The 26,036-nt window shown below is 71.2% G+C and carries 21 protein-coding genes; 10 read left to right on the top strand and 11 right to left on the bottom strand.

Going from position 1 to position 26,036, the window contains the following annotated elements; all coding sequences use genetic code 11:
- Window positions 1-338: 338 nt before the first annotated feature.
- The 5 genes from ACFYW7_RS23250 to ACFYW7_RS23230 are packed head-to-tail and all read right to left on the bottom strand — an operon-like array spanning window position 339 to window position 6,272.
- Window positions 339-1,592: a styrene monooxygenase/indole monooxygenase family protein gene (locus tag ACFYW7_RS23250; protein WP_389505303.1), complete on the bottom strand. Its 1,254-nt coding sequence runs from the start codon at window positions 1,590-1,592 to the stop codon at window positions 339-341.
- 31 nt (window positions 1,593-1,623) lie between these two features.
- A complete protein-coding gene (locus ACFYW7_RS23245; protein ID WP_389505301.1) occupies window positions 1,624-2,262 on the bottom strand; it encodes an ATP/GTP-binding protein in 639 nt (212 codons plus the stop codon).
- Window positions 2,243-2,653 (bottom strand): DUF742 domain-containing protein, encoded by a 411-nt coding sequence (locus ACFYW7_RS23240; protein ID WP_389505299.1) that lies wholly within the window; start codon window positions 2,651-2,653, stop codon window positions 2,243-2,245. The genes ACFYW7_RS23245 and ACFYW7_RS23240 overlap by 20 nt, the downstream gene beginning before the upstream one ends.
- Window positions 2,653-3,153 (bottom strand): roadblock/LC7 domain-containing protein, encoded by a 501-nt coding sequence (locus ACFYW7_RS23235; RefSeq protein ID WP_389505297.1) that lies wholly within the window; start codon window positions 3,151-3,153, stop codon window positions 2,653-2,655. The genes ACFYW7_RS23240 and ACFYW7_RS23235 overlap by 1 nt, the downstream gene beginning before the upstream one ends.
- Window positions 3,150-6,272: a nitrate- and nitrite sensing domain-containing protein gene (locus ACFYW7_RS23230; RefSeq protein ID WP_389505295.1), complete on the bottom strand. Its 3,123-nt coding sequence runs from the start codon at window positions 6,270-6,272 to the stop codon at window positions 3,150-3,152. Before ACFYW7_RS23230 ends, ACFYW7_RS23235 begins: the two co-directional genes overlap by 4 nt.
- Window positions 6,273-6,642: 370 nt before the next feature.
- On the opposite strand from ACFYW7_RS23230, the gene ACFYW7_RS23225 reads away from it, so the two are divergent.
- Window positions 6,643-7,506 (top strand): protein phosphatase 2C domain-containing protein, encoded by an 864-nt coding sequence (locus ACFYW7_RS23225; protein ID WP_389505293.1) that lies wholly within the window; start codon window positions 6,643-6,645, stop codon window positions 7,504-7,506.
- 47 nt (window positions 7,507-7,553) lie between these two features.
- Here ACFYW7_RS23225 and ACFYW7_RS23220 read toward each other — a convergent pair whose 3' ends face one another.
- Window positions 7,554-8,072 carry a MarR family winged helix-turn-helix transcriptional regulator gene (locus ACFYW7_RS23220; protein ID WP_389505291.1) on the bottom strand — a complete coding sequence of 173 codons (519 nt, stop codon included), beginning with the start codon at window positions 8,070-8,072 and terminating at the stop codon, window positions 7,554-7,556.
- 300 nt (window positions 8,073-8,372) lie between these two features.
- Between ACFYW7_RS23220 and ACFYW7_RS23215 the strand changes: the two genes are divergently transcribed.
- Window positions 8,373-9,203, top strand: a complete 831-nt coding sequence (locus ACFYW7_RS23215) for a lysozyme (RefSeq protein ID WP_389505289.1) — start codon at window positions 8,373-8,375, stop codon at window positions 9,201-9,203.
- A gap of 100 nt (window positions 9,204-9,303) precedes the next feature.
- On the opposite strand, the gene lon is transcribed toward ACFYW7_RS23215, so the two are convergent.
- Entirely contained in the window at window positions 9,304-11,718 is a 2,415-nt protein-coding gene (gene lon, locus ACFYW7_RS23210; RefSeq protein ID WP_389505287.1) for an endopeptidase La, read from the bottom strand.
- Window positions 11,719-12,078: 360 nt separating this feature from the next.
- Between lon and ACFYW7_RS23205 the strand changes: the two genes are divergently transcribed.
- From ACFYW7_RS23205 to ACFYW7_RS23180, 6 genes are all read left to right on the top strand, one after another.
- Window positions 12,079-12,360, top strand: coding sequence for a hypothetical protein (locus ACFYW7_RS23205; RefSeq protein WP_389505286.1), 282 nt, complete (start codon window positions 12,079-12,081; stop codon window positions 12,358-12,360).
- Between the two features lie 852 nt (window positions 12,361-13,212).
- The gene (locus tag ACFYW7_RS23200) at window positions 13,213-13,890 is read left to right on the top strand and encodes a spermidine synthase (RefSeq protein WP_389505586.1); all 678 of its coding nucleotides are present in this window, start codon (window positions 13,213-13,215) and stop codon (window positions 13,888-13,890) included.
- A 113-nt stretch (window positions 13,891-14,003) separates the two neighbouring features.
- Window positions 14,004-14,741 carry a response regulator transcription factor gene (locus ACFYW7_RS23195; RefSeq protein ID WP_389505284.1) on the top strand — a complete coding sequence of 246 codons (738 nt, stop codon included), beginning with the start codon at window positions 14,004-14,006 and terminating at the stop codon, window positions 14,739-14,741.
- A 63-nt stretch (window positions 14,742-14,804) separates the two neighbouring features.
- Entirely contained in the window at window positions 14,805-15,938 is a 1,134-nt protein-coding gene (locus ACFYW7_RS23190) for an ATP-binding protein (RefSeq protein WP_389505282.1), read from the top strand.
- Between the two features lie 281 nt (window positions 15,939-16,219).
- Window positions 16,220-20,017 (top strand): multifunctional oxoglutarate decarboxylase/oxoglutarate dehydrogenase thiamine pyrophosphate-binding subunit/dihydrolipoyllysine-residue succinyltransferase subunit, encoded by a 3,798-nt coding sequence (locus tag ACFYW7_RS23185; protein WP_389505280.1) that lies wholly within the window; start codon window positions 16,220-16,222, stop codon window positions 20,015-20,017.
- A 271-nt stretch (window positions 20,018-20,288) separates the two neighbouring features.
- Window positions 20,289-20,474 (top strand): DUF6104 family protein, encoded by a 186-nt coding sequence (locus tag ACFYW7_RS23180; protein ID WP_030190019.1) that lies wholly within the window; start codon window positions 20,289-20,291, stop codon window positions 20,472-20,474.
- An 84-nt stretch (window positions 20,475-20,558) separates the two neighbouring features.
- On the opposite strand, the gene ACFYW7_RS23175 is transcribed toward ACFYW7_RS23180, so the two are convergent.
- Window positions 20,559-21,398: a hypothetical protein gene (locus tag ACFYW7_RS23175; protein WP_389505278.1), complete on the bottom strand. Its 840-nt coding sequence runs from the start codon at window positions 21,396-21,398 to the stop codon at window positions 20,559-20,561.
- Between the two features lie 165 nt (window positions 21,399-21,563).
- Between ACFYW7_RS23175 and ACFYW7_RS23170 the strand changes: the two genes are divergently transcribed.
- On the top strand, window positions 21,564-22,577 hold the full coding sequence (locus tag ACFYW7_RS23170) for a DUF4097 domain-containing protein (protein WP_389505584.1): 1,014 nt from the start codon (window positions 21,564-21,566) through the stop codon (window positions 22,575-22,577).
- Between the two features lies 1 nt (window position 22,578).
- Window positions 22,579-23,658 carry a helix-turn-helix transcriptional regulator gene (locus ACFYW7_RS23165; RefSeq protein ID WP_389505276.1) on the top strand — a complete coding sequence of 360 codons (1,080 nt, stop codon included), beginning with the start codon at window positions 22,579-22,581 and terminating at the stop codon, window positions 23,656-23,658.
- 163 nt (window positions 23,659-23,821) lie between these two features.
- Here the strand turns inward: ACFYW7_RS23165 and ACFYW7_RS23160 are convergent, their stop codons facing one another.
- From ACFYW7_RS23160 to ACFYW7_RS23150, 3 genes are all read right to left on the bottom strand, one after another.
- Entirely contained in the window at window positions 23,822-24,391 is a 570-nt protein-coding gene (locus tag ACFYW7_RS23160) for a Clp protease N-terminal domain-containing protein (protein WP_389505274.1), read from the bottom strand.
- Window positions 24,391-24,600 carry a helix-turn-helix domain-containing protein gene (locus ACFYW7_RS23155; protein ID WP_389505271.1) on the bottom strand — a complete coding sequence of 70 codons (210 nt, stop codon included), beginning with the start codon at window positions 24,598-24,600 and terminating at the stop codon, window positions 24,391-24,393. The genes ACFYW7_RS23160 and ACFYW7_RS23155 overlap by 1 nt, the downstream gene beginning before the upstream one ends.
- A gap of 174 nt (window positions 24,601-24,774) precedes the next feature.
- Window positions 24,775-25,740: a zinc-binding dehydrogenase gene (locus ACFYW7_RS23150; RefSeq protein ID WP_389505269.1), complete on the bottom strand. Its 966-nt coding sequence runs from the start codon at window positions 25,738-25,740 to the stop codon at window positions 24,775-24,777.
- Window positions 25,741-26,036: the final 296 nt, after the last annotated feature.

Genomic DNA, 26,036 nt, shown 5'->3' with positions numbered 1-26,036 from the left:
GGTACGCGCCGGAGGCAGGTTCCGATGGAAGCCCCGCCGGTCGAGGACGCGGCTGCGCGAACTCCCGAAAGACCTGCGCTGCATCCGCCCACACCGGGCGGTCTTCCGCGAAATGTTGTGGGTCCCGATCGAAGCACTGGTGATCGAGTGCGAGTCGTCTGCGGGGCCCGTACGGCTATGGACCTACCCGGAACAGGCGGTGCGCGTCGTGGAGATGATCCGGCGTGAACACGGACGGCCCAGGGATTACCCCTGGGCCGTCCGTGGGCCGTCCGAGAAGAACCGACGGTGGCAAACGACGACAGGTGACGACGGCTGGACCGCAGGTCAGAGGGGCATCAGGCCCCGGTCACCGAAGCCAGGTAGGCCGCCGTCTTCTCCGGGTCGAAGAAGAAGTTCTCGAAGTCGGCCGGGTTGTTGAAGCCGTTGGCGAAACGGTCGGCCACCGGGGGGAGTTGGCCCGCGGCGCCGATCAGGTTGAGGACGTGCTCCGGCGGGGCGCCCAGCATCGCGTTGGTCCACTTGGTGACGTGCTGCGCGGTGTCCCAGTAGCGGTCGAACGTCGCCTGCATCCACTCCTCGTCGAAGGGCTTGTCGCCCTGTTCGACGATCGAGTCGAGGTAGGCGGCGGCGCACTTGGCCGCCGAGTTGGAGCCCTGACCGGTGATCGGGTCGTTGGCCACGACGACGTCGGCGACACCGAGGACCAGCCCGCCGCCGGGGAGGCGGCCGATCGGGTTGCGGACGGTGGGGGCGTACCGTCCGGACAACGTGCCGCCCGCGTCGGTCAGTTCGACGTCGGTGGCGCGCGCGTACTCCCAGGGCGTGAACTTCTCCATGAGTTCCAGGGTCAGGGCGAGGTGCTCGCCGGGGTCCTTGACGCCGTTGAAGACGTCGAGGGGACCGCCGGGCACGCCCTCCCAGAAGAGGATGTCGGCGCGGCCCGAGGTGGTGAGGGTCGGCATGATGAACAGCTCGCCGACACCGGGGACCAGGTTGCAGCGGACCGCGTCGTAGTCCGGGTGCTCCGGGCGCGGGCCCAGACCGTGGACGTAGGCCACCGCGAGGGCTCGCTGCGGCTCGGTGAACGGGGAACGGGAGGCGTCGCGGCCGAACAGGGAGACGAGTTCGCCCTTGCCCGCCGAGACGAGGACCAGGTCGTACGCGCGGGAGAAGTAGTCCAGGTCGGAGACCGCCGCGCCGTGGATGACCAGTTGGCCACCGCGCTGTGCGAACGTCTCCATCCAGCCGGCCATCTTGACCCGCTGGTCGACCGACTGCGCGTACCCGTCGAGCTTGCCGACCCAGTCGATGACGCGCTGCGAGGGGCCCGGGTCGAAGGAGCCGGGGGCCGCGACGGAGACGCCGAGACCTTCGATCCTCGGGGCCTGCGACTCCCAGAAGTTCAGCTGGAGATCACGCTCGTGCTGGAGTGCCGTGTCGAACATGCACTGAGTCGACATGACCCGGCCGGAGCGGATCTCGTCCGCCGTCCGGTTCGACATCAGCGTGACCTCGTACCCCTGCGACTGGAGGCCGAGGGCGAGTTGGAGTCCGGACTGCCCGGCTCCGACAACGAGTATCTTCCGCATGCGGGTTGCTTCTCCTAGGACCTGGGAACCCCTATTCGGGGCTGACTTCGAGCGCGTGGCCGACCAGGGCGAGCAAGGTCTCGACGACCGAGATACGACGGCGCGCGTCCATGATCATGACAGGTATGTGCGAAGGAACCGTGAGGGCCTCGCGTACGTCCTCCGGCTGGAACACGTCGCTGCCGTCGAAGTGGTTCACCGCGACGACGTACGGCAGTCCGCAGCTCTCGAAGTAGTCGAGCGCCGGGAAGCAGTCCGAGAGGCGGCGGGTGTCGGCGAGGACCACCGCGCCGATCGCGCCGCGGACCAGGTCGTCCCACATGAACCAGAACCGCTGCTGGCCCGGCGTGCCGAAGAGGTAGAGCACCAGGTCGTCGTCGAGCGTGATCCGGCCGAAGTCCATGGCCACGGTGGTGGTCAGCTTCTCCGGCGTGCCCGTGAGGTCGTCGGTGTCCTCGCTGGCCCGGGTCATCAGCGCCTCCGTCTGGAGGGGCGTGATCTCCGAGACGGAGGTGACGAGGGTGGTCTTGCCGGCGCCGAAGCCGCCCGCCACCACGATCTTCGTGGCGATCGGCGCGCGCGTGCGATCCGTCTGCCAGGCCTGCAGATTCTCCTCGTCGTCGAGGAGAGGGGTGACGCCAGGTTCGGCGTCAGAGACGACGGAGTCCACTCAGAACCCTTTCCAGCAGAGCACGGTCCGGCTGTCCCGGGCCGTGACCTGTTCCGTACACACGGATCTTTCCCTGGTCCGCCAGGTCGCTCAGCAGCACCCGGACCACTCCGAGCGGCATCCTGAGGAGGGCGGAGATCTCCGCCACCGTGCGCATCCGGCGGCAGATCTCGACGATGGCCCGCATCTCGGGCATCACCCGGTGGGTGAGGGAGCCGTTGGTCAGCTCCTTGCGCTCCTTCGGGGCCTCCAGCGCGGCCACGAAGGTCTCCACCAGCAGGACGTGGCCGAAGCGCGTGCGTCCGCCGGTGAGCGAGTAGGGGCGGACGCGGGCGGGCTTGCGGTCACCGCCGCGGACGGGGAGCTTCCTGACGCCGTTCGACACGGTCATCAGGCGCTCCCGGACGCGTCGGCCTCGAGCGATTTCCTCAGCTCGCTGCGCAGTTCGGGGGTCAGGACGTGTCCTGCCCGGCCGACGAAGAGCGCCATGTGGTACGCCACCACGCTCATGTCGCAGTCCGGGGAACCGTGCACGCCGAGGAGCGAGCCGTCGCTGATCGCCATGACGAAGAGGCTGCCCTCGTCCATGGCGACCATGGTCTGCTTCACGCCACCGCTGTCCATCAGCTTGGCGGCGCCGATGGTGAGGCTGCCGATGCCGGAGACGATGGTGGCGAGGTCTGCCGCGGAGCCCTTGGGTCCCTTGGGTTTGGTGCTGTCGGCCACCCTCGCCTCGGCGTTGCGGCCGGGGTCGGAGGAGAGCAGCAGCAGGCCGTCGGAGGAGACGACCGCGACCGACATGAGGCCCGGCACCTCCTCGACGAGATTGGTCAGCAGCCAGTGCAGGTTACGTGCTTCGCTGCTCAGGCCGAAGGTACTGGTCGCGGTCAACTGCTTGCCTCCTCGGCTGTGCCCCCCGATGCTTCTACGTCCTGTGCGTCGAGCTCGCGCGCCGTGGGCGCGTGTCCTGCGGGCGCGTGCGTGGCGGGCACGGGTGCCGGTTCGTTCCGTCCGTCGGGCGCGGGGGTCTCCGCCGTCCGGTCGGCGATCTCCGCCTCCACGTCACGACGGCCCTCGACCGCACCCCGGTGGAACCCGCCCAGCCTGCGACGCAGGGCGTCGGCGTCCACCCCGCCCACGCGCGGCCGCGGGGCGGCGACGGGGGCGGAGATCTTCGGCGTCCGCTTGGGCAGGCCCTTGTCGGTGAGCCGGGGGTGTTCGTCGGAGGCGCGTTCGTGGCTGTCCGGGCCGATGGCGTAGGGATCGGCCTCGCGGGGGTCGGTGGCGGTCCCCACGGGCAGGTCCGCGGCCGGTGCGCCGGTGCCGGGGGCCGGCTCGGCGGCACCGGGGGCAGGCTCGGCGTGGTCGGCGGCGCGCGCGTCGGAGACCGGTGCGGGTGCGACGGGGTCCGAGGCCGGCGCGGTGGTCGCGGTGGCGGGCACCGCGTCCGTCTCCGAGGAGCCGGTGGCCGGGGCGGCGGAGTCCCGTACGGGAGCTTCCGGGGCGGGGGCTTGCGGTGCGGGAGCCTCCGACAGGGAGTCCTCGGCTACGGCGGCGACCGGTGCCGGGGGCTGCGACGCGAGCTCCGGGAGCAGCAGCTCCATCGTGGTCTCGGGCGTGAACTCCGGCTCGGCGGCCGGCTCGGGATCGCGCGGCGCCGGGATGACCGGGGTCCGCGCGGACTCGGGCGCGGGGGCCGGGGTCCGCTCGGACGCCGGGTCGGGCTCGGGTCCGGCGTCCCGCACCGCCGCCTGCGCCGCCGCGATCAGCGGGTCCTCGTCGTCGGCCGGGGCCAACGGCGTGCGGACCGAACGACCGCGCAGGACGTTGGAGTTGGCCTCGGCGTCGGCGCCGGGCAGAGCCACTTGAGGGGCGCCGCCGACGACCCGGGCGGTGGTGGGGACGGTGACGGCCGGTGCGGCGGCCAGCAGCGACTTCGGGAGGACGACCACGGCGGCCACACCGCCCTGCTTCTGCTCGCGCAGCTGGACCCGCAGGCTGTGCCGGTGGGCGAGCCGGGCCACCACGTACAGGCCGAGCCCGAGTCCCTCGCCGCTCTCCTGGTCGTACGTGTCCTCGGGGTCGAACTCGGAGAGCCGGGCGTTGAGGTGGCTCATCCGCTCGTCGGTCATGCCGATGCCCTCGTCCTGCACGGAGAGCATCACCTCGCCGCTCTCCAGGAGCCAGCCGGAGACCTCGACGGGCACGTCCGGCGGCGAGAACGAGGTGGCGTTCTCCAGGAGTTCGGCCACCAGGTGGCTCATGTCGTCGGCGGCGAAGCCCGCGATGTGCGCGTGCGGCGGCAGCACGGCGATCCGTACCCGCTCGTAGCGCTCGATCTCGCTGACCGCGGCCCGGACGACGTCCACGAGCGGAACGGGGTGCGCGTGGTGCTGGACATGCTCGGCGCCGGCGAGGACCAGGAGGTTCTCGCTGTGCCGCCGCATGACGGTGGCGAAGTGGTCGAGCTTGAAGAGGGTGGCGAGGCCGTCCGGGTCCTGCTCGCGCTCCTCCAGACCCTCGATGACACCGAGCTGGCGCTCGACGAGACCGAGGGTGCGCAGCGCGAGGTTGACGAAGGTGCTGTGGATCGTCCCGCGCACCTGCTGCAGGTGGGCCACGGACTCGGCGAGTTCGCCGCGCAGCTTGTCCCGCTCGTCGGCCATCAGCTGGCGCCGGCCGATGAGGTGGTTGCGGTCGCCTTCGAGGGTGGCGACCCGCGCCCGCAGCGTGGCGGCGTGCGCGTGCAGCGCGTTGACGGAGCGGACGACCTGGGCGAACTCGTCGTTGCGGCCGGTGAACTTGACCGGTTCCTGGGAGGCCGGGTCTGCTGCGAGCCGGGCCGAGCCGATCCGCAGGACGGCGAGCGGCCGGGTGAGGGTACGGGCCATGGCCATCGCGACGCCCACCGCGACGAGCAGCAGGACGCCCAGGAGGGTGACGCGGATCTCCAGCGCGGTGACGTCGTCGTCCCGCAGCGCTTCGAGGTCCTTGGTGCGGTGGTCGTTGAGGGAGGCCTCGACCCCGCGCATCAGCTCGATCCGGGCGGACAGCGCGGCGTCGAGCTTCTTGGTGCCGGTGTCGAGCGCGGATCCGGAGAGCTTCGGCTGGCCGGTGAGGCTCGCCAGGTACTTGTCCGCGGAGGCGACGTCGGGCCCGGTGACCGTGGAGTCGTAGGACGCCACGGCCTTCTCGGGCGCGGTCTCGCGGAACTCGGCGATGGCCGCGTCGGAGCGGACGCGGGCCTGCAGGGCGGCGGCGCTCAGCGCGTCACGCTGCTTGGTGTCCGCCTGCGACGAGGTGTTCGTGGTCGTCGCCAGGCCCGTGACGGGGTCGATGACGGTCTCGGGGGTGCGGGGGATGCCGAGCGCCGCCAGGAGCAGTCCGCGGGCGGCGGCGGACTGCTGGACGGCGCTGTCCAGTTCCGCGAGGGAGTGCGCGCCGGAGCCCGCGCGCGGCGGCATCCGGTCGGCGAGGTCCTCGGCGAGGGCGTGGAGGTCGGTGATGGCGTCGTTGTACGCCTGGTGCGCTTCGAGGGCGGTGCTCTTCCCCGTGAGCGCGGAGCGCCTGAGGGCCGCGATGGCGTCGAGGTCCTTGAGCAGCGCGGCGGGGACGTCGTCGTCCGCCCGCAGCTCGTCGACCTGCCGGTCGACCCGGGCGCTGTGCTGTTCGGAGGGCGCGTCGGCCTTGGGCCGGCCGGCGGCGACGTACGCGGTGACGTCGTCGCGCTCGTCGGCCAGCGAGTGCGCGAGGGTCAGCGCCTGCTGGGTCCGCTGGGCGAGCGTCACCAGGTGCTGGGAGTCGTTCAATTGTTGCGAGGCGGACAGCACCGTGGGCGCGCCGGCGGCCGCGATGGCGGCGGCCACGACCGCCACCGCCACGATCAGCCTGTTGCGTACGTGGGCGGTCCTGCCCCGGCCCGTGGAGTCGGTGGCGTCGCCGACGGCGCCACCCTCTGTGGAGTTGGAGGCCGTCTTCTTGCCTGTGCGCCTCGGCCGCGTCTTCTGCACCGGTGCTCGCATTCCTGACTCGTTTACCCATTCGGGGCCCGGGTGACGTCCCGTCAATCGCGGCGTCCGCCCGGTACGGCTCCCGACCCTCCCAGTGCCGGTGGGCAGTGGTACCGCATCATCTGACCCGCCACCCGAAGGAGTGAACATCGGAGGGGAGTTGGCGGGCAAGTTGCCGGGGTCCACGCGAGGGGCCCGTGCGGCGGGCCGGTTGGACGTCGGGGACGCGCTTTGGCAGTATGCGCCGCCACGTGTCGCCGGAGTCGATCATTCCATGGCAAATCTGGCGCCTGAGCTGCTGGTCCGTCCGATCGAACGACCGTCGCCGCCGTTTCGGGGACCTTGTGAAGGGCTCGTGCAGACTGACGGGATGCGCACCGAACTCGTCTCGGAGCCCGGCGACCCGGGCCGCCCCAATGAGGACTTCGCTTCCGTCGGACTTCCCGCTTCAGGACAGGGCGGTTCACTGGTGGTGCTGGACGGGGTGACCCCTCCCCGCGGCGACTACGGCTGTTCTCATCCGGTCCCCTGGTTCTCCGCGAGGCTCGGCGGAGCACTGACCGAACTGTCCGTTTCGCAGGAGGATTTACCCCTGCGAGAGGTCCTGTCCCGAGCGATCGCGCGGGTGGCCGAGGCCCACGCGGCAACCTGTGACCTTTCTCACCCGCGTACGCCCCAGGCGACCGTCGTCCTCGCACGGTGGACCGCTTCCGAGGTCGAGTACCTGGTCCTCTCCGACTCGGCCCTGCTGGTCGAGTCCCCGACCGGCGAGGTGACCGCCCTGCTGGACGACCGCCTCTCCCGCCTCCCGCGCGGCGCGCTCGCCACGGACGCCGTCGCCGACGCCACCGTCCGCAACAAGGAGGGCGGGTTCTTCACGGCGGCGGCGGACCCCTCCGCGGCCTTCCGGGCGGTGACGGGCACGATCCCCCGCGCGTCCGTCCGGTCCCTGGCCGCCCTCACGGACGGTGCCACCCGCTGGGTGGAGAAGTTCCGCATGGGCGACTGGGCCGAGCTGTTCGCCCTCGTGCGCGACGACGGCGCCGCGGCTCTCGTCGAGCGCGTCCGGGCACTGGAACGCGCGGACGCGCGGGAGCGACTGTGGCTGGGCCGGAGCAAGACGCACGACGACGCGACGGTCGTACTCGTCGAGTTGCGGGAAACACGCCCGCGTCAGAATCCGCATCCGAGCAGTACGCACGACGACGCGCCGGTCGCACCCTCGGAGTCGTGAGGGACCGGAAGAGGCCGGGAGGGACCGGGGGCCGCGCGGACGGACGCCTACTTCTCCATGCCGAGGTTCAACTGGTGCAACAGGCGGGCGAGTTCCGCGACCTCGTCCTGGTCCCAGTGGGCGAGCTGACTGACGTAACGGGCACGACGGGCCTCGCGGACGCTCGTGACCCGGCCGCGGCCCTCCTCGGTGAGGTGGACGAGCCAGGCGCGGCCGTCGGCGGGGTCGGGTTCGCGCGCCACCAGGCCCAACTCCTCCAGGGCCCGCAGCTGCCGGGACATGGTGGCCTTCCCTACGCCGATGTAGGCGGCGAGTTCCGTGGCCCGCTGCCGGCCGCACTCCTCCAGGCGGACGAGGAGCCCGTACGCGGCGGACTCCAGGTCCGGATGGACCTCGCGGGCCATCTCCCCCTGGTTGGCTCGGGCGCGGCGCAGGAACACGGTCAACTCGCGTTCCAGGGAGAGGAACTCGCGCTCCACGCCACCGTGCTCCGCGGGCCGGTCCATACCTCTTCCCGGCACGCCGGATTCGGCCGGACGCCCGCCGTCGTTCGCGTCCTCGTGCACGTCAGCACCCCTGACCCGGTTTCCCGATCCTGAAAGTTTCTGCCAGAACTCACCGTTGCCGCAGCTCCGCCAGTATTTCGCAGGCGTAGACCAACGGCAGCCTCCGGCCCCCCTTCCACGCCGCCCCCGCCGTGCGTAGCTTCCTTGCCAGACACTTTTTTACTGGCATGCGCACGCCACTCCAGGTCGGGAACGGCCTGATCCCCCTTCGGCACGCGTGCCCGCGCTGTCCCCCCACCGAGCTCCGTCGAGCTCCACCGAGTCACCCGCGGAGCTCCCTCGCCCTTCGGAGGCACGCATATGCCCGTGCACAGATCCGGAACGGCCCACCGCCGACGCCTGCTCGCGGTAGGAACCCTGCTCGCCGCCTTCTCCCTCCTCTCCCCTCTCCCCTCCTCCTCCGCTGCCGCCGCCACCGACATCCCCGACCGCGGCTCCGCCCACATGGGCATGGGGGTCATAGCCCACGACGGCGAGGACGGTACGCCGACCAGCGGTGACGCCGTCCAGACCGAAGGCGTGGACGTCTCCGGCCACCAGGGCAACGTCGCCTGGGCGACGCTGTGGAACAGCGGCGTGCGGTGGGCCTACACCAAGGCGACCGAGGGGACGTACTACACGAACCCGTACTTCGCCCAGCAGTACAACGGCTCCTACAACGTCGGCATGATCCGCGGCTCGTACCACTTCGGGACCCCGGACACCACGACCGGTGCCGCCCAGGCCAACTACTTCGTCGACCACGGCGGCGGCTGGTCCAGGGACGGCAGGACGCTGCCCGGTGTCCTCGACATCGAGTGGAACCCGTACGGGGCGGCCTGCTACGGCAAGACACAGAGCGCGATGGTCAGCTGGATCGGCAGCTTCCTCGCCCAGTACAAGGCCCGTACCGGGCGGGACGCGGTGATCTACACGGCCACCACCTGGTGGACCCAGTGCACCGGCGACCACGCCGGTTTCGCCTCCGCCAACCCGCTGTGGATCGCGCGCTACGCCTCCGCTCCGGGGACGCTCCCGGCGGGCTGGGGGTACTACACGATGTGGCAGTACACGTCGTCCGGACCGACGGTCGGGGACCACGACAAGTTCAACGGCGCGCCGGACCGGGTCGTGGCGCTGGCCAACGGCTGACGCCGCACACGGTCCCCGTACGGTCCACGCGCGATCCCCGCGCACGGCGAAGGCCCGGGCCTCCCTCACGGGACCCGGGCCTTCCCCTCCGGCAGTGGCGTCACGCCGCTACCGGAACCTCCGGCGCCGCGCCGTTCGTCGCCGGCGACAGCGCCAGCTCCAGGACCTGGCGGACGTCCGTGACGGCATGGACGTCGAGCTTCTCCAGGACCTCGGCAGGGACGTCGTCCAGATCGGCCTCGTTCCGCTTCGGGATGATCACCGTCGTGACACCCGCCCGGTGTGCGGCGAGCAGCTTCTGCTTCACGCCGCCGATGGGCAGGACCCGGCCCGTCAACGAGACCTCGCCGGTCATGGCCACGTCGGTGCGGACCGGCCGGCCGGACAGGAGCGACGCGAGGGCGGTCGTCATCGTGACGCCCGCGCTCGGGCCGTCCTTGGGCACCGCGCCCGCCGGGAAGTGGATGTGCGCGCCCCTGTCCTTCAGGTCGCCGACCGGCAGTTCGAGCTCCGCGCCGTGCGAGCGCAGGAAGGAGAGCGCGATCTGAGCCGACTCCTTCATCACGTCGCCCAGCTGACCCGTGAGGGTCAGACCCGCCGCGCCCGTCTCCGGGTCGGCCAGTGACGCCTCCACGTAGAGGACGTCGCCGCCCGCGCCGGTCACGGCCAGACCGGTGGCGACACCGGGCACCGCCGTACGGCGCTCGGCCGGGTCCTGAGCGGACTCGGGCACGTGGTGCGGACGTCCGATGAGTCCGCGCAGGTCGGCCTCTGTCACCGTGAACGGCAGCTCCCGGTCGCCCAGTTCGTGCTGGGCGGCGACCTTGCGCAGCAGCCGGGCGATGCCCCGCTCCAGGTTGCGCACGCCCGCTTCCCGGGTGTACTCCCCGGCGAGCCTGCGCAGCGCGCTCTCGTCGAGGACGACCTCGCCCTTCTCCAGGCCAGCCCGCTCCAGTTGGCGCGGCAGCAGGTGGTCCCGGGCGATGACGACCTTCTCGTCCTCGGTGTAGCCGTCGAGACGGACCAGCTCCATACGGTCGAGCAGGGCCTCCGGAATGGCTTCGAGCACGTTGGCCGTGGCGAGGAACACGACGTCGGAGAGGTCGAGTTCGACCTCCAGGTAGTGGTCGCGGAAGGTGTGGTTCTGCGCCGGGTCGAGGACTTCGAGCAGCGCCGCCGCCGGGTCGCCCCGGAAATCGGAGCCGACCTTGTCGATCTCGTCGAGCAGGACCACCGGGTTCATCGACCCGGCCTCCTTGACCGCCCGGACGATCCGGCCGGGCAGGGCGCCGACGTACGTACGCCGGTGTCCGCGGATCTCGGCCTCGTCCCGCACGCCGCCGAGGGCGACCCGGACGAACTTGCGGCCCATGGCGTGCGCGACGGACTCGCCGAGCGAGGTCTTGCCGACACCGGGCGGGCCGACGAGCGCGAGGACGGCACCGCCGCGCCGTCCGCCGACGACCCCGAGGCCGCGGTCGGAGCGCCGCTTGCGCACCGCGAGGTACTCGGTGATGCGCTCCTTCACGTCCTCCAGGCCGGCGTGCTCGGCGTCGAGCACGGCCTGGGCGCCCCGGATGTCGTACGCGTCCTCGGTGCGCTCGTTCCACGGCAGCTCCAGGACGGTGTCGAGCCAGGTGCGGATCCAGCTGCCCTCGGGCGACTGGTCGCTGGACCGCTCCAGCTTCTCGACCTCCTTGAGGGCGGCCTCCCGAACGTGTCCCGGAAGGTCGGCGGCCTCGACGCGGGCGCGGTAGTCGTCCGACTCCTCCTCGCCGTCCTCGCCGTTGAGATCGCGCAGTTCCTTGCGTACGGCTTCCAGCTGGCGCCGCAGCAGGAACTCGCGCTGCTGCTTGTCGACGCCCTCCTGGACGTCCTTGGCGATGGACTCGGCGACGTCCTGCTCGGCCAGGTGCTCGCGGAGCTGCTCGGTGGCGAGCTTCAGCCGGGCCACCGGGTCGGCGGTCTCGAGGAGCTCGACCTTCTGCTCGACGGACAGGAACGGTGAGTAACCGGAATTGTCGGCGAGGGCGGAGACGTCGTCGATCTGCTGCACCCGGTCCACCACCTGCCAGGCGGCGCGCTTGCGCAGCCAGCTGGTGGCCAGGGCCTTGTACTCCTTCACGAGGTCGGCGACCCGGCCGGGCAGCGGGTCGGGCACGGTCTCGTCGATCCGGGTGCCCTCGACCCAGAGCGCGGCGCCGGGACCCGTCGTCCCCGCGCCCACCCTCACCCGGCCACGCCCGCGGATCAGCGCGCCCGGGTCGCCGTCGGCCAGCCGGCCGACCTGCTCGACGGTGCCGAGCACTCCGGTGCTCGCGTAGGTCCCGTCGATGCGCGGCACCAGGAGTACCTGAGGCTTGCCGGGCGTTGAACGGGCGGCGGCCTGGGCCGCCTCCACCGCGGCACGCACATCGGTGTCGTTCAGATCCAGCGGGACCACCATTCCGGGCAGCACGACCTCGTCGTCGAGCGGCAGCACGGGCAAGGTGAGTGATGCGGACGTCGAAGCCATGATCTCCCCTACGGCAGTCAAGTTGAGCTATGCCGACTCAATGCTTGGGAGCCCCGCAATGTTCCCCAGGCGCTGTTCGCTGTGAGCGATCACTTCCGATCCGTGCCGCCCAGGACGGATCACCGCTGGTCATGGGCCGTGGTCCCGATCGGTTGCCGGTCCTGCGGGCTGCCGTCGCCGGTGGTCCGCGGAGGGTGGCCGGTGCGGGAGCCGGTCCCGGCAGACGCGCCGTCGCCCATCGCCCGTCCGCCGTCGCCCTCCGCCCGTGCCCCGGGCGGCGCGAGGCGGCACGGACGGGGACGGCCGCTCCCGGCCGATGATCGGGATGCGGGGTGGCCGCGCGCCTTGGAAAGTGGAGTCATGAACCATCACCACACCCAGCACACGTCGTTCGACATCGACCGCCGGCTCGTCACGGCCGGTGCCGTGCTCACCGCGGCCGGTGCCGTGGTGGCCTGCACCGGCATGGCCGTCATGGCCGTCGCCGTGTTCACCGCCGGCCAGCGCATGATCCGCGCCATGGACGTGCCGCCGGCCCAGCAGGCGGCCATGAAGTGGCAACAGGCCAAGGAGGCGTCCCGGGCGGGCGTGCAGGCATGGCACTCCGCTTCCGACGCCCAGAACGGATCGATGGCCCGCTAGGCCTTGTCGTCCCATTCCCGCCCGCCTCCGGGCGACGACGGGAAGGTGACGACAGGACCTGGACCCCGTCCCGCCCGCCGGCCCTCGAGGACCGCCGAACACCGGTCGTCCGACCCCTGCCCGGACGGAATCACCGTGGGGCCGACCGGTCCGGGCGCGCCCGGTGCGGCCGGCTCGCGGACGGCGCCGTCCCCCGACCGGCTCAACCTCCTCGTCCTCTTCAGAAAGAGGGACGGGCGCTCCTGAACAAGGGGAGGCGCTCCTGAGCCGGCCGGCACGTGCCCGAACAGGAGGACACCGGCCGCCCGCGCGGTGCCGGTCCGACGCATCAGCGCCGCCGGCGCCGGCAGGACACCGGCCGCGCACGGTGAGGCGACCCCGCCGACGATCCGCAGGGCGCTCGCGACCGGCAAGAGCGCAGGTCGGCGCGCGACGTCCGTACCGGACGCCTCGTGCGGGGCGTGGACGAGCGACGGGTGCGCGTGGTCGGCGCCATAGAAGGGGACGGCGAGAACGATCGCCTACCCGAAAGCGCGGGACGTACTCCTAGGGATCCGCAGAAGCCGCCGGACACGGAATCCGTCGGACCGCAGGGCGAGGACCTCCGGCCGCCCACCGCGTCAACCCGTGCGACGCACGGTCACCCCCGCGATCGCCGGAGAGGTCGGATCGCGCCCGCACCACCAGGAGACCCGGACCCCATCGGCGGTCGGCGGCACGGCACGACGGCGGACGACCGCGGAGAGCTGCGGACAGAACCCCACGGCTGCGGACGAAGGCGGTCGGACGCGAGGCGGGGCGTCCTCGAAAAATCCGGCCACCCGTCCCGGTGAAAATGCCAGGATGGCGGCCATGACCACCTCGTACGACACGCCCGTGGTGATCGACCGACGTCAAGGCCCGTACGGCGAGGTCGTGCTGCGGAGCCACGGCGCACTGCTGCAGATCATCTCCAACGGGTGCTTCCTGATGGACACGTCCGACGGCCGTTCCGAGCGCCTGCTCGTGGACGCCGCGTTCGACGCCCTGGACGGCCGCCCGGAACCGAGCGTGCTGATCGGCGGGCTCGGCGTCGGGTTCTCGCTCGCGCACGCCGCGGCGGACGACCGCTGGGGGCGCATCAGTGTTGTCGAGCGCGAACGGGCGATCATCGACTGGCACCGGGACGGACCGCTGTCCGGAATCTCGGCCGAGGCGCTCGCGGACCCGCGCACCGAGATCATCGAGACCGATCTCCTCGATTACGTCAATGAGATCTCCGCCACGTTCGACGCGCTCTGCCTCGACATCGACAACGGACCCGACTGGACGGTCACCGAGGGCAACGCGGGGTTGTACGGAAAGTCCGGACTGGCAAGCTGCGCACGGGCGTTGAGGCCTGGCGGCGTACTCGCCGTGTGGTCGGCCCAGCCCTCTCCGGAATTTGAAGGATCGCTGCGGAATGCCGGATTTCAACGGGTCCGCACCGAAGTGATCCCCGTTGCCCGGGGCGTTCCCGACGTGGTGCATCTCGCGGTAAGGCCTGGATAGCCGAGGCGCGGTGCCTGCCCGTACCCTGCTTGCCTGACGCGGATCATTCAAGCGTCAAGCGCAGTCATGGGATCACCCCACGGATTCCGGAAAGCACACTTCAGGGGCGGGCGATGGAGCAGACACACACCTCCCAGAACGGCACTGCGGCGACCCCGGGCGCTCAGCGCCGGGTCCTGGTCGTCGAGGACGACCCGACGATCGTCGACGCCATTGCGGCCCGCCTGAGAGCCGAGGGATTCCTCGTGCAAACCGCGGGCGACGGTCCGGCCGCCGTCGACACCGCCGAGGCCTGGCAGCCCGATCTGCTGATCCTCGACATCATGCTGCCCGGCTTCGACGGTCTGGAGGTCTGCCGTCGTGTGCAGGCCGCCCGCCCGGTGCCGGTCCTGATGCTCACGGCGCGCGACGACGAGACCGACATGCTGGTCGGGCTCGGGGTCGGCGCCGACGACTACATGACCAAGCCGTTCTCCATGCGGGAACTGGCGGCTCGCGTGCACGTCCTGCTCCGCAGGGTCGAGCGCGCGGTGGTCGCGGCCTCCACCCCGCGCAGCGGCATCCTGCGCCTCGGCGAGCTGGAGATCGACCACGCGCAGCGCCGGGTCCGGGTGCGCAGCGAGGACGTCCACCTCACGCCCACCGAGTTCGATCTCCTCGTCTGCCTCGCGAACACCCCGCGTGCCGTACTGTCGCGCGAGCAGTTGCTCGCCGAGGTGTGGGACTGGGCGGACGCCTCCGGCACCCGGACCGTCGACAGTCACATCAAGGCGCTGCGTCGCAAGATCGGTGCCGACCGGATCCGTACGGTCCACGGCGTGGGCTACGCACTGGAGACCCCGACTCCCTGAGCCGGGCCTCCGTCGGAACGTTCGGGACCCGCGTGACCGGGACCAGCGTGAGGGGCTGATGTGATGAGCGGACCAGGACAGCGCGGGTTCGGCCAGCGAGCGGTCCGGCAGCGCCGGAGCGCGGGCCCCTGGGCCGGCGTGCGGCCCTTCTCGATCAAGACGAAGCTGGGCACGCTGGTCGTCGTCTCCGTGCTCATCACCACGGGCCTGTCGATGATCGCCGTGCACACCAAGACGGAGATCCGCTTCATCACGGTCTTCTCGATGATCGCCACACTGCTGATCACGCAGTTCGTCGCGCATTCGCTCACCGCGCCGCTGGACGAGATGAACGCGGTGGCCCGCTCCATATCGCACGGCGACTACACCCGCCGGGTGCGTGACGACCGGCGGGACGAGCTGGGCGACCTGGCCGAGACGATCAACCTCATGGCGGACGAGCTGGAGGCGCAGGACCGCCAGCGCAAGGAACTCGTGGCGAACGTCTCGCACGAGCTGCGCACCCCCATCGCGGGCCTGCGCGCCGTCCTGGAGAACGTCGTGGACGGGGTCTCGGCCGCCGACCCCGAGACGATGCGCACGGCGCTGAAGCAGACGGAGCGGCTCGGCCGACTCGTGGAGACACTTCTCGACCTGTCGCGGCTGGACAACGGCGTCGTACCACTGCGCAGGCGGCGCTTCGAGGTGTGGCCGTATCTCTCCGGTGTGCTGAAGGAGGCCAACATGGTCGCCTCCGCGCGCGCGGAGATGACCTCGGGTTCCGGCGGCGGTCACACCCGCACGGACGTCCACCTGCACCTCGACGTGTCGCCGCCGGAGCTGACCGCGCACGCGGACCCGGAGCGGATCCACCAGGTCGTGGCGAATCTCATCGACAACGCGGTCAAGCACAGCCCGCCGCACGGACGGGTGACGGTGAAGGCCCGGCGGGGCGACCACCCGGAGTCGCTGGCGCTGGAGGTCCTGGACGAGGGGCCCGGCATCCCGAAGTCGGAGTGGCACCGCGTCTTCGAGCGGTTCAACCGGGGACGGGTGCCCTCACCGCACGGTCCGGGCAGCGACGGCGGTACGGGCCTGGGGCTCGCCATCGCCCGCTGGGCGGTCGATCTGCACGGCGGCCGGATAGGAGTGGCCGAATCCGAGCGGGGTTGCCGGATCCAGGTCACCCTTCCGGGACTCCCTTCTCTGCCAAGTTGACGTAAAGTTCGAACCGGAGTCGCAAGATCCGTCGTTGTCGCCGTCGGCGTACACGTGTGATCAGGCACAGGGCCGCGCGAAGGATGCCGTGGCCCCTGGTCGACGTACCCATTCCGAAGCGGAACCTCGCTTGTTTCCCGCCATTTCCACAGCCGAAACGCGGATTCCGATGTGACTTGCGCGACGTTGGACGGGCCCGGCCTGACCTTCTCGGCCAGGGAGGCGTAGCCTTTATTCCCGCTGTCCATCACCTTGTGAAGCGGAAGAGGGCGGTTACCGCCGTGTCGCCACAGTCCCCCAGTAACTCATCGAGCGTCTCGACCGAGGACCAAGCCGGGAAGAACCCTGCTGCCGCCTTCGGTGCCAACGAGTGGCTCGTCGACGAGATCTATCAGCAGTACCTCCAGGACCCGAATTCGGTAGACCGAGCCTGGTGGGACTTCTTCGCCGATTACAAGCCCGGGGCGCCCGCCGCCTCGGCTCCGGCGGGTACTGCGGCCGCGGGGGCCGCAGGGACCACCACGTCCGCGCCTGCCGCGCCGGCCGCCTCCGTGCCGCCCGCGGCACGCCAGGCTCCTCCCCAGGCCGCGCCCGCGCCCGCTCCGGTCGCCGCTCCCGCGGCTCCGAAGCCCGCCGCGGCCGCCCCGGCTCCCGTGAAGGCCGCTCCGGCCGTCGCGCAGCCGAAGGCCGAGCCGGCCGGCGGAGCGCCCGAGGGCCCCGAGTACGTCACCCTGCGCGGTCCCGCCGGTGCCGTCGCGAAGAACATGAACGCCTCGCTGGAGCTGCCCACGGCCACGTCCGTGCGCGCGGTCCCGGTGAAGCTGCTCTTCGACAACCGCATCGTCATCAACAACCACCTGAAGCGCGCCCGGGGCGGGAAGATCTCCTTCACCCACCTCATCGGCTACGCGATGGTGCAGGCCATCAAGGCCATGCCGTCGATGAACTGGCACTTCGTGGAGAAGGACGGGAAGCCCACCCTCGTCAAGCCCGCGCACATCAACTTCGGCCTCGCCATCGACCTGGTGAAGCCCAACGGTGACCGCCAGCTGGTCGTCGCGGGCATCAAGAAGGCCGAGACGCTGAACTTCTTCGAGTTCTGGCAGGCCTACGAGGACATCGTCCGCCGTGCCCGTGACGGCAAGCTGACGATGGACGACTTCACCGGTGTCACGGTCTCCCTGACCAACCCCGGCGGCCTCGGCACCGTCCACTCGGTCCCGCGTCTGATGCCCGGACAGTCGGTCATCATGGGCGTCGGCTCGATGGACTACCCGGCGGAGTTCCAGGGCACCTCCCAGGACACCCTGAACAAGCTCGGCATCGCGAAGGTCATGACGCTCACGTCGACCTACGACCACCGGGTCATCCAGGGCGCGGCCTCGGGCGAGTTCCTGCGCGTCGTCGCGAACTCCCTGCTCGGCGAGAACGGCTTCTACGACGAGATCTTCGAGTCGCTGCGCATCCCCTACGAGCCGGTCCGCTGGCTCAAGGACATCGACGCCTCGCACGACGACGACGTCACGAAGGCCGCCCGCGTCTTCGAGCTGATCCACTCCTACCGGGTCCGCGGCCACGTCATGGCCGACACCGACCCGCTGGAGTACAAGCAGCGCAAGCACCCCGACCTCGACATCACCGAGCACGGGCTCACCCTGTGGGACCTGGAGCGCGAGTTCGCGGTCGGCGGTTTCGCGGGCAAGTCCCTGATGCGGCTGCGCGACATCCTCGGTGTCCTGCGCGACTCGTACTGCCGCACCACCGGCGTCGAGTTCATGCACATCCAGGACCCGAAGCAGCGCAAGTGGATCCAGGACCGCATCGAGCGCCCGCACAGCAAGCCGGAGCGCGAGGAGCAGCTGCGCATCCTGCGCCGGCTGAACGCCGCGGAGGCCTTCGAGACCTTCCTGCAGACGAAGTACGTCGGCCAGAAGCGCTTCTCCCTGGAGGGCGGCGAGTCCGTCATCCCGCTCCTGGACGCCGTCATCGACAGCGCCGCGGAGTCCCGCCTGGACGAGGTCGTCATCGGCATGGCCCACCGCGGCCGGCTGAACGTCCTCGCGAACATCGTCGGCAAGTCGTACGCGCAGATCTTCCGCGAGTTCGAGGGCAACCTCGACCCGAAGTCGATGCACGGCTCCGGCGACGTGAAGTACCACCTGGGCGCCCACGGCACCTTCACCGGCCTGGACGGCGAGCAGATCAAGGTCTCGCTGGCCGCCAACCCGTCCCACCTGGAGACGGTCGACCCGGTCATCGAGGGCATCGTCCGCGCCCGCCAGGACATCATCAACAAGGGCGGCACGGACTTCACGGTCCTGCCCGTCGCCCTGCACGGTGACGCGGCCTTCGCGGGCCAGGGTGTGGTCGCCGAGACGCTCAACATGTCGCAGCTGCGCGGTTACCGCACGGGCGGCACGGTCCACATCGTCATCAACAACCAGGTCGGCTTCACCGCCGCCCCGGAGTCGTCGCGCTCCTCCATGTACGCCACCGACGTGGCCCGCATGATCGAGGCGCCGATCTTCCACGTGAACGGCGACGACCCCGAGGCCGTCGTCCGCGTGGCCCGGCTGGCCTTCGAGTTCCGTCAGGCGTTCAACAAGGACGTCGTGATCGACCTCATCTGCTACCGCCGCCGCGGTCACAACGAGTCGGACAACCCGGCGTTCACGCAGCCGCTGATGTACGACCTGATCGACAAGAAGCGCTCGGTGCGCAAGCTCTACACCGAGTCCCTCATCGGTCGCGGCGACATCACCCTCGAAGAGGCCGAGCAGGCGCTCCAGGACTTCCAGGGGCAGCTCGAGAAGGTCTTCACCGAGGTCCGCGAGGCCGTCGCGCAGGCGCCCGAGGCTCACGTCCCGGACGTCCAGGCCGAGTTCCCGGTCGCCGTGCCCACCGCGGTCTCCCAGGAGATCGTGAAGCGGATCGCCGAGTCCCAGGTCAACATCCCCGACAACGTCACCGTGCACCCGCGGCTGCTCCCGCAGCTCCAGCGCCGTGCGTCGATGATCGAGGACGGGACGATCGACTGGGGCATGGGCGAGACCCTCGCCATCGGTTCGCTGCTCCTGGAGGGCACGCCGGTCCGGCTGTCCGGCCAGGACTCGCGCCGCGGCACCTTCGGTCAGCGTCACGCGGTGCTGATCGACCGGGTCACGGGCGAGGACTACACCCCGCTCCAGTACCTCTCGGACGAGCAGGCCCGTCTGAACGTCTACGACTCGCTGCTCTCCGAGTACGCGGTCATGGGCTTCGAGTACGGCTACTCGCTGGCCCGTCCGGACGCGCTGGTGATGTGGGAGGCGCAGTTCGGCGACTTCGTCAACGGCGCCCAGACGGTCGTCGACGAGTACATCTCGGCCGCCGAGCAGAAGTGGGGCCAGACGTCCGGCGTCACCCTGCTGCTCCCGCACGGCTACGAGGGCCAGGGACCGGACCACTCCTCGGCCCGCATCGAGCGGTTCCTCCAGCTGTGCGCCCAGAACAACATGACGGTCGCCCAGCCGACGTCCCCGTCGAACTACTTCCACCTCCTGCGGTGGCAGGTGCACAACCCGCACCACAAGCCGCTGGTGGTCTTCACCCCGAAGTCGATGCTGCGCCTCAAGGCCGCCGCGTCGAAGGCGGAGGAGTTCACCACGGGTCAGTTCCGCCCGGTCATCGGCGACGACACGGTCGACGCGGCCGCCGTCCGCAGGGTCGTGTTCTGCGCCGGCAAGCTGTACTACGACCTGGAGGCCGAGCGGAAGAAGCGCGGCTCCACGGACACGGCGATCATCCGTATCGAGCGCCTGTACCCGCTGCCGGGTGCCGAGCTCCAGGCGGAGATCGCCAAGTACCCGAACGCCGAGAAGTACCTGTGGGCCCAGGAGGAGCCGGCGAACCAGGGTGCCTGGCCGTTCATCGCGCTCAACCTGATCGACCACCTCGACCTCGCGGTCGGAGCGGACGTTCCGGGCGCCGAGCGCCTGCGCCGCATCTCGCGTCCGCACTCCTCCTCCCCCGCCGTCGGTTCCGCGAAGCGGCACCAGGCGGAGCAGGAGCAGCTGGTGCGTGAGGTGTTCGAGGCGTAGTCCTCCGGCACGGCGGTACGAGGGCCCGGCCCGGGTTCACCTGAATCCGGGCCGGGCCCTTCCGCGTACGGCGTGGAGCCGGGGCCGGCGCGGCCTACGGGCCGACGTGTCGTGCGCCCCGGTCCCTCGGTCGTCGGACCGGTCCCGCCCGCCGATCACGCCCGGCCGGTCACGCGAGGGGCTCTCCGGGAGCCCTGCGACCCCGCCTATCCTTTTTTCAGCGTTCCCCTCCCCTTTCACCGGCTTCCCTTTCACCGACGGAGCACCATCCATGTACTTCACCGACCGCGGCATCGAGGAACTTGAGAAGCGGCGCGGCGAGGAAGAGGTCACCTTCGAGTGGCTCGCCGAGCAGCTGCGTACGTTCGTCGACCTCAACCCGGACTTCGAGGTGCCGGTGGAGCGGCTGGCTACCTGGCTGGCCCGGCTGGACGACGAGGACGAGGACGAGGAGTAGGCACACAGACGCCCTCTCCGGAGGAGCGACGGGTCCCCTCCGCGGTGCCGCGGGAGGCGTGGCCCCGAGGAGCCGACGTCCGCCTCAGTCGAAGGCGCGCAGCCTGTCGTACGCCAGACCGAGGGCTCCGCGGAGTGTCAGGACCGCTCCGGCCGTGATCCAGCCGCCGCTGCGGTGTCTCACTCCCCAGGCGGTGAGCGGGAGGCCGACGGCCAGCTGGACCACGGCGAGGGTGCGTGCCCTCGGGCCGCGCAGCCAGGGCCCGAGACCGCCGCTCTCCACGACGTCGAGTTCGGCGCCGACGGCGGCCCGCCAGCCGGTCCACTCGATCTGTTCGGCGTCGGGCCGGGTCCGGACGGCGTCACGGAGCAGGTCGACGGAGCGTCCCGGCTCGAGTCCGGCGGGCAGTGCCAGCCCCGCGCGGGTGAGGACGGCGATCAGGCCCCGCACGCGCGCGGGGGCGTCCGCCGCCGGATCGGAGTGCGTCAGCGGTTCCAGGGACTGCATGTCGAGCACCGGGTCGAGCCCGAGGCGGGCGGCGAAGGTGCGCATCGCCTCGTCCTCGCCGACCGGGGTGCCGTTCGCCAGCCATTCGTAGCCCACGGTGCGGCGGAAACCCGAGGCCAGCGTGAAGCCGCTGCGGTCGGTGTCCCACCACAGGGCGAGGACGGGCCAGGGGGCTCCGACGGCGAGCGCGGTGGCCCAGCCGGTGAGCACCCGGTCGACGGGTTCCGCGCCGTCCCGCCAGGGCCTGCCCTCGGGAACCAGCACGCTCCACTCCGGCCCCGCCCCCGCGAGCAGCATCGGCTCGCGCAGCAACCGGGCGGCGGCACCGACCGAATCGGGACGGGCCCGGCACAGCAGCAGGGCGCCGGGAGCCCGGGACGGAAGGTCGTCCCGGGAGTCGCCGGGGTCAGTCGACATGGCCCCACTTTAGGGTGATTTGCCCAGCATGACGCACCCATGATCCCCAGAACGGGTGTCTTGACTTTCCGTACCCGCGATATATCGTGAATGGCGGAAGACGCGATATGGCGCGTCGAGTTCGGACTCGTGAGCGGGTCCGGCCCGGTCGAGGAGGTCTGCACCATGTCCGAGTGGTCCGTGGCAGAGCCGAAGAAGCTCTCCTTCGACGACCCCGTGACGACCCTGCGGGTGCGCGTCGTCAACGGAACAGTGAACGTCGTGGGGACCGACGAGGGTTCCGCCAGGCTGGAAGTGTCCGAACTCGACGGCCCCCCGCTCCAGGTGACCCAGGAGGGCGGCGCCCTCACGGTGGCCTACGAGGACCTTCCCTGGAAGGGCTTCCTCAAGTGGCTCGACCGCAAGGGCTGGCGCCGCACGGCGGTCGTCTCACTGGCGGTCCCGACCGGCACGCGCGTCGAGGTGGGCGTGGTCGGCGCCGCCGCCGTGGTGTCCGGAGTGGACGGCCGGGTCGAGGTGAAGGGCGTCACCGGTGACACGACCCTCGTCCGCGTCGCCGGACCCGTGCGCGTGGAGACCGTCTCCGGGAATCTGGAGGCCCAGGCGGTCACCGGCGACCTCCGCTTCAACTCCGTCTCGGGCGACCTGACCGTCGTCGAGGGTTCCGGCTCCTCGGTGCGGGCCGAGTCGGTGAGCGGCTCGATGATCGTGGACCTCGACGCCACGGGCGCGCCCACCGACGTCCAGCTGTCGAACATCTCGGGCGAGATCGCCATCCGGCTTCCCCACCCGGCGGACGCCGAGGTCGAGGCCAACACGGCGAGCGGCTCGGTCTCCAGCGCCTTCGAGGACCTGCGGGTCGCCGGCCAGTGGGGCGCCAAGAAGATCACGGGCCGCCTCGGCGCGGGCAACGGCAGGCTGAAGGCGGTGACCGTCTCGGGCTCCATCGCCCTGCTGCGCCGGCCCCCCACGGAGGACGAGCCGTACGAGGAGGCCCCGAAGCCCGGGGACACGACCCCCTCGCCCAGCCTCACCGACACCACCCCGGGCCACACCCCGCACGGCACCACGAGCGACACCGCGGACGACATCGCCGAGGACACGGTGAGCGACACTGCTGGTGACGGTGACGCCGAAGGCCGGCCGGGCGGCGCCGCGACCGACAAGAAGGTGCTCTGACATGGCTCCCGTCTTCGCCCACGGCCGACTGCGCCTGTACCTCCTCAAGCTGCTGGACGAGGCGCCGCGCCACGGCTACGAGGTGATCCGCCTCCTGGAGGAGCGTTTCCAGGGCCTGTACGCACCCTCGGCGGGCACCGTCTACCCCCGGCTGGCGAAGCTGGAGGCCGAGGGGCTGGTCACGCACACCTCCGAGGGCGGCCGCAAGGTGTACGCGATCACCGACGCGGGCCGCGCCGAACTGGCGGACCGCAGCGGCGAACTGGCCGACCTGGAGCTGGAGATCCGCGAGTCGGTCGCGGAGCTCGCGGCGGAGATCCGCGCGGACGTACGGGGCGCGGCGGGTGACCTGCGCCGCGAGATGCGGGCGGCCGCCACGGAGGCCCGGCGCGGCCCCAAGGGCGGCACGGGGGCCGAGCGGCACGACACCCCGCCGGGCGGGTTCCCCGGCACGGAGGACTTCCAGGACAAGGAGTCGTGGCGGGCCGCGAAGGAGGAGATGCGGCGCGTCCGGCAGGAGTGGAAGGAGCAGGCCCGCCGCGCCAAGGACGAGAGCCGCCGCGCCCGTGACGAGGCCCAGCGCGCCCGCCGCCAGGCCAAGGAGGCCCAGGAGCGGGCCCGTGCCCAGGCCCAGGAAGAGATGCAGCGGATGGCCCGGCACGTCCAGGACCAGGTCCAGGACCACTTCGCACGAGGCGACTGGCCGACGGGCGTCCGTGAGGGGCTGACCGAACTGGCCAAGGAGTTCGGCGACTTCGGGAAGAACTTCGGCAAGGACCTGGGGAAGGACTTCGGCAAGGAGTTCGGGTTCGGCCGGACGCCCTCCGGAGCAGCCACGGCCCCGGAGTACACGGCCACCCCGGAGGACTTCCCCGCCGAGTACGAACCCGCCTGGGCCCACGAGGACTCCACCGGCAACCCCGGCCGCGATCTGGACCGCATACTGGACCGCTTCCGCGACGACATCCGGGACGCGTCCCGGGACCACGGAATCTCCGAGGATCAACTCCGGGACATCCGAAGCCACTTGTCGGCGGCGGCGGCCCACATCGGATCGACCCTGCGGAGCAAGCGACCGTAACCCTCCGGGCACCCCGCCCCCGGGGCGCCCGGCAGGCCTTCCCGACTTCCGCCAGCCGTCACAGTCACCGGTCGTCACGGCCGCCGGTCGACACCGCTCCGGCCGTCACCGCCGGCGGCTGTCACGGCCGCCGATCGTCACGGCCGCCGGTCGACGGACCCGCTCAGCCGGCCTTCGCCACTCCGTCCTCCCCGTACAGCACGCGCGTCACCGACCGGTGGGTGACACCGTGATCGGCCAGTACCTCACCGGCGACCCCGCCCCGCAGGGTGATCGCCAGCAGCAGGTGCTCGTCACCGATGTGACGGTCCCGGCGGGCCAGGGCGACCCGCAGGGACCGCGTCAGCACGTCCTTCGCCCCCTGCCCGAAGGGCGTGCGCCAGGACCGCCGGCCCTGCTCGCCCCGCCCTCCCGACGCCAACGCCCCTTCCCCGTGCGCCTCCTCGATCCGGGAGACGATCTCGGACAGGTCGATCCCCAGACCGGAGAGGGCGTCCATGTCGGCGCGCGACAGCCCGCCCCGGCGACGCGCCTCGGCGAGATCCCGCTCCAGCGACTCCCGGAACCCCGCCGCCCCGAGCGAGGCGAGAGCGAAGGAACCCCGGCTGCCCTCCCGGCCGAGGAGGGCCAGCAACAGGTGCTCCTCCTCGACGGTCTCGGCCCCCACCCGCGCGGCTTGCGACACCGCGTCCTCGACGACGGCTCGCGCATCCTTCGTGAAGCGTTCGAACATCACTGCCTCCCGTACTTCTTGTGCACGGCCTGCCTGCTGACCCCGAGCTCCGCGGCGATCTCCTGCCACGACCAGCCCTGATTGCGCGCACTGCGCACCTGTACCGCCTCCAACTGCTCCAGCAGCCTCCGCAGCGCGAAGACCGCCCGCAGCCCGACGCGCGGATCGCGATCACCCGCGCGCTCGGCAAGATCCGTTGCTTCGGTCATGATGTCAACCTATGTTGACAGGATCGCCATGTCAACCAAAATTGACATCCGGGCCCGCCCGGACACACGGGAACGGCGGGCCCGGAACCCGGACCCGCCGCGACACGACCAGCCGATCGTCAGCCACCCTCCGCGCCCGGCGTCGGGCATCGGTATCGGGCGTCGCCCCCCCCCTCAGCCCGTGGTCAGCACGATCTTGCCGAACAGGTCACCGGACTCCAGCCGCTGGAACCCCTCACGGGCCCGGTCGAGCGGAAGCACCTCGTCGACGACCGGCCGCACACCCGTGGCCGCGCAGAAGGCCAGCAGATCCTCCAGCTCGTCCTTCGTCCCCATCGTGGAGCCGACCACCTTGAGTTCGAGGAAGAAGATCCGCGTCAGCTCGGCGTGCGAGGGGCGGTCGCCGCTGGTGGCACCCGAGATGACGACGGTGCCGCCGGGACGCAGCGACTTGACGGAGTGGGACCAGGTGGCGGCGCCGACCGTCTCGATCACGGCGTCCACGCGCTGGGGCAGCCGCGCCCCGGACTCCAGCGCCTCGACGGCGCCGAGTTCGAGCGCCCGCTTCCGCTTGGCCTCGTCACGGCTGGTGGCGAACACCCGTAGCCCGGCGGCCTTTCCGAGGACGATCGCGGCGGTGGCCACACCACCGCCCGCGCCCTGCACGAGCACCGAGTCGCCCGGCCGCACCCCGGCGTTGGTGAAGAGCATGCGGTACGCCGTCAGCCAGGCCGTGGGCAGGCAGGCGGCCTCCTCGAAGGAGAGCTCCTTGGGCTTCGGCAGCACGTTCCAGGCCGGTACGGAGACCTGCTCGGCGAAGGTGCCCTGGTAGCGCTCGGTGAGGATGGACCGGGGTTCGTCGGGGCCGACCCCGTGCCCGCTCTGGCCGATGACGGAGTGCAGGACGACCTCGTTGCCGTCCTCGTCGATTCCGGCGGCGTCGCAGCCGAGGATCATCGGCAGTTTGTCCTCGGCGAGGCCGACCCCGCGCAGCGACCACAGGTCGTGGTGGTTGAGGGAGGCGGCCCGGACGTTCACGGTCGTCCAGCCGGGCCTCTGTCCGGGGGCCGGGCGCTCCCCCAACTCCAGGCCGTTCAGCGGCTGGTCACGGTCGATTCGGGCGGCATAGGCAGCGAACATGACCTCGACGATAGGCTCCGCCCCCGACCGGGGGAACCGCCTCCGCCTGTGACACGTCCCCCACCGACCGGGTGGCCCCGAGCACAAACCCCCTTTCGCCTCCCCGCCCCTTCCCGTCCCGTTCCCGGGGGCTGCCGCCCCAGCCCCGCTTCGGCCTGACGGCCTCGTCCTCGATCACCGGACCCGCTGGAACTTTCCGGCGGGAAAATCCAGCCCTCCGGCGATCGAGGAGCCGGGGTCCGGGGCGGCGCCCCGGGGGCGGGACGATGCGGGGCCGGGGGAAACGAAAGACCCCG

The sequence above is a fragment of the Streptomyces sp. NPDC002580 genome (genome assembly GCF_042889485.1).
Taxonomy (GTDB): Bacteria; Actinomycetota; Actinomycetes; order Streptomycetales; family Streptomycetaceae; genus Streptomyces.
The sequence above is the reverse complement of the archived record's forward strand: the minus strand, read 5'-3'. Positions and strand labels throughout refer to the sequence as shown.

What these genes read in the sequence shown, in the direction of transcription:
- ACFYW7_RS23250 (WP_389505303.1), bottom strand. Translation starts at nt 1,592, where the DNA reads ATGCGGAAGATACTCGTTGTCGGAGCCGGGCAGTCCGGACTCCAACTC.
- ACFYW7_RS23240 (WP_389505299.1), bottom strand. Translation starts at nt 2,653, where the DNA reads ATGACCGTGTCGAACGGCGTCAGGAAGCTCCCCGTCCGCGGCGGTGAC.
- ACFYW7_RS23225 (WP_389505293.1), top strand. Translation starts at nt 6,643, where the DNA reads ATGCGCACCGAACTCGTCTCGGAGCCCGGCGACCCGGGCCGCCCCAAT.
- ACFYW7_RS23215 (WP_389505289.1), top strand. Translation starts at nt 8,373, where the DNA reads ATGCCCGTGCACAGATCCGGAACGGCCCACCGCCGACGCCTGCTCGCG.
- lon (WP_389505287.1), bottom strand. Translation starts at nt 11,718, where the DNA reads ATGGCTTCGACGTCCGCATCACTCACCTTGCCCGTGCTGCCGCTCGAC.
- ACFYW7_RS23205 (WP_389505286.1), top strand. Translation starts at nt 12,079, where the DNA reads ATGAACCATCACCACACCCAGCACACGTCGTTCGACATCGACCGCCGG.
- ACFYW7_RS23200 (WP_389505586.1), top strand. Translation starts at nt 13,213, where the DNA reads ATGACCACCTCGTACGACACGCCCGTGGTGATCGACCGACGTCAAGGC.
- ACFYW7_RS23195 (WP_389505284.1), top strand. Translation starts at nt 14,004, where the DNA reads ATGGAGCAGACACACACCTCCCAGAACGGCACTGCGGCGACCCCGGGC.
- ACFYW7_RS23190 (WP_389505282.1), top strand. Translation starts at nt 14,805, where the DNA reads ATGAGCGGACCAGGACAGCGCGGGTTCGGCCAGCGAGCGGTCCGGCAG.
- ACFYW7_RS23180 (WP_030190019.1), top strand. Translation starts at nt 20,289, where the DNA reads ATGTACTTCACCGACCGCGGCATCGAGGAACTTGAGAAGCGGCGCGGC.
- ACFYW7_RS23175 (WP_389505278.1), bottom strand. Translation starts at nt 21,398, where the DNA reads ATGTCGACTGACCCCGGCGACTCCCGGGACGACCTTCCGTCCCGGGCT.
- ACFYW7_RS23170 (WP_389505584.1), top strand. Translation starts at nt 21,564, where the DNA reads ATGTCCGAGTGGTCCGTGGCAGAGCCGAAGAAGCTCTCCTTCGACGAC.
- ACFYW7_RS23165 (WP_389505276.1), top strand. Translation starts at nt 22,579, where the DNA reads ATGGCTCCCGTCTTCGCCCACGGCCGACTGCGCCTGTACCTCCTCAAG.
- ACFYW7_RS23160 (WP_389505274.1), bottom strand. Translation starts at nt 24,391, where the DNA reads ATGTTCGAACGCTTCACGAAGGATGCGCGAGCCGTCGTCGAGGACGCG.
- ACFYW7_RS23155 (WP_389505271.1), bottom strand. Translation starts at nt 24,600, where the DNA reads ATGACCGAAGCAACGGATCTTGCCGAGCGCGCGGGTGATCGCGATCCG.
- ACFYW7_RS23150 (WP_389505269.1), bottom strand. Translation starts at nt 25,740, where the DNA reads ATGTTCGCTGCCTATGCCGCCCGAATCGACCGTGACCAGCCGCTGAAC.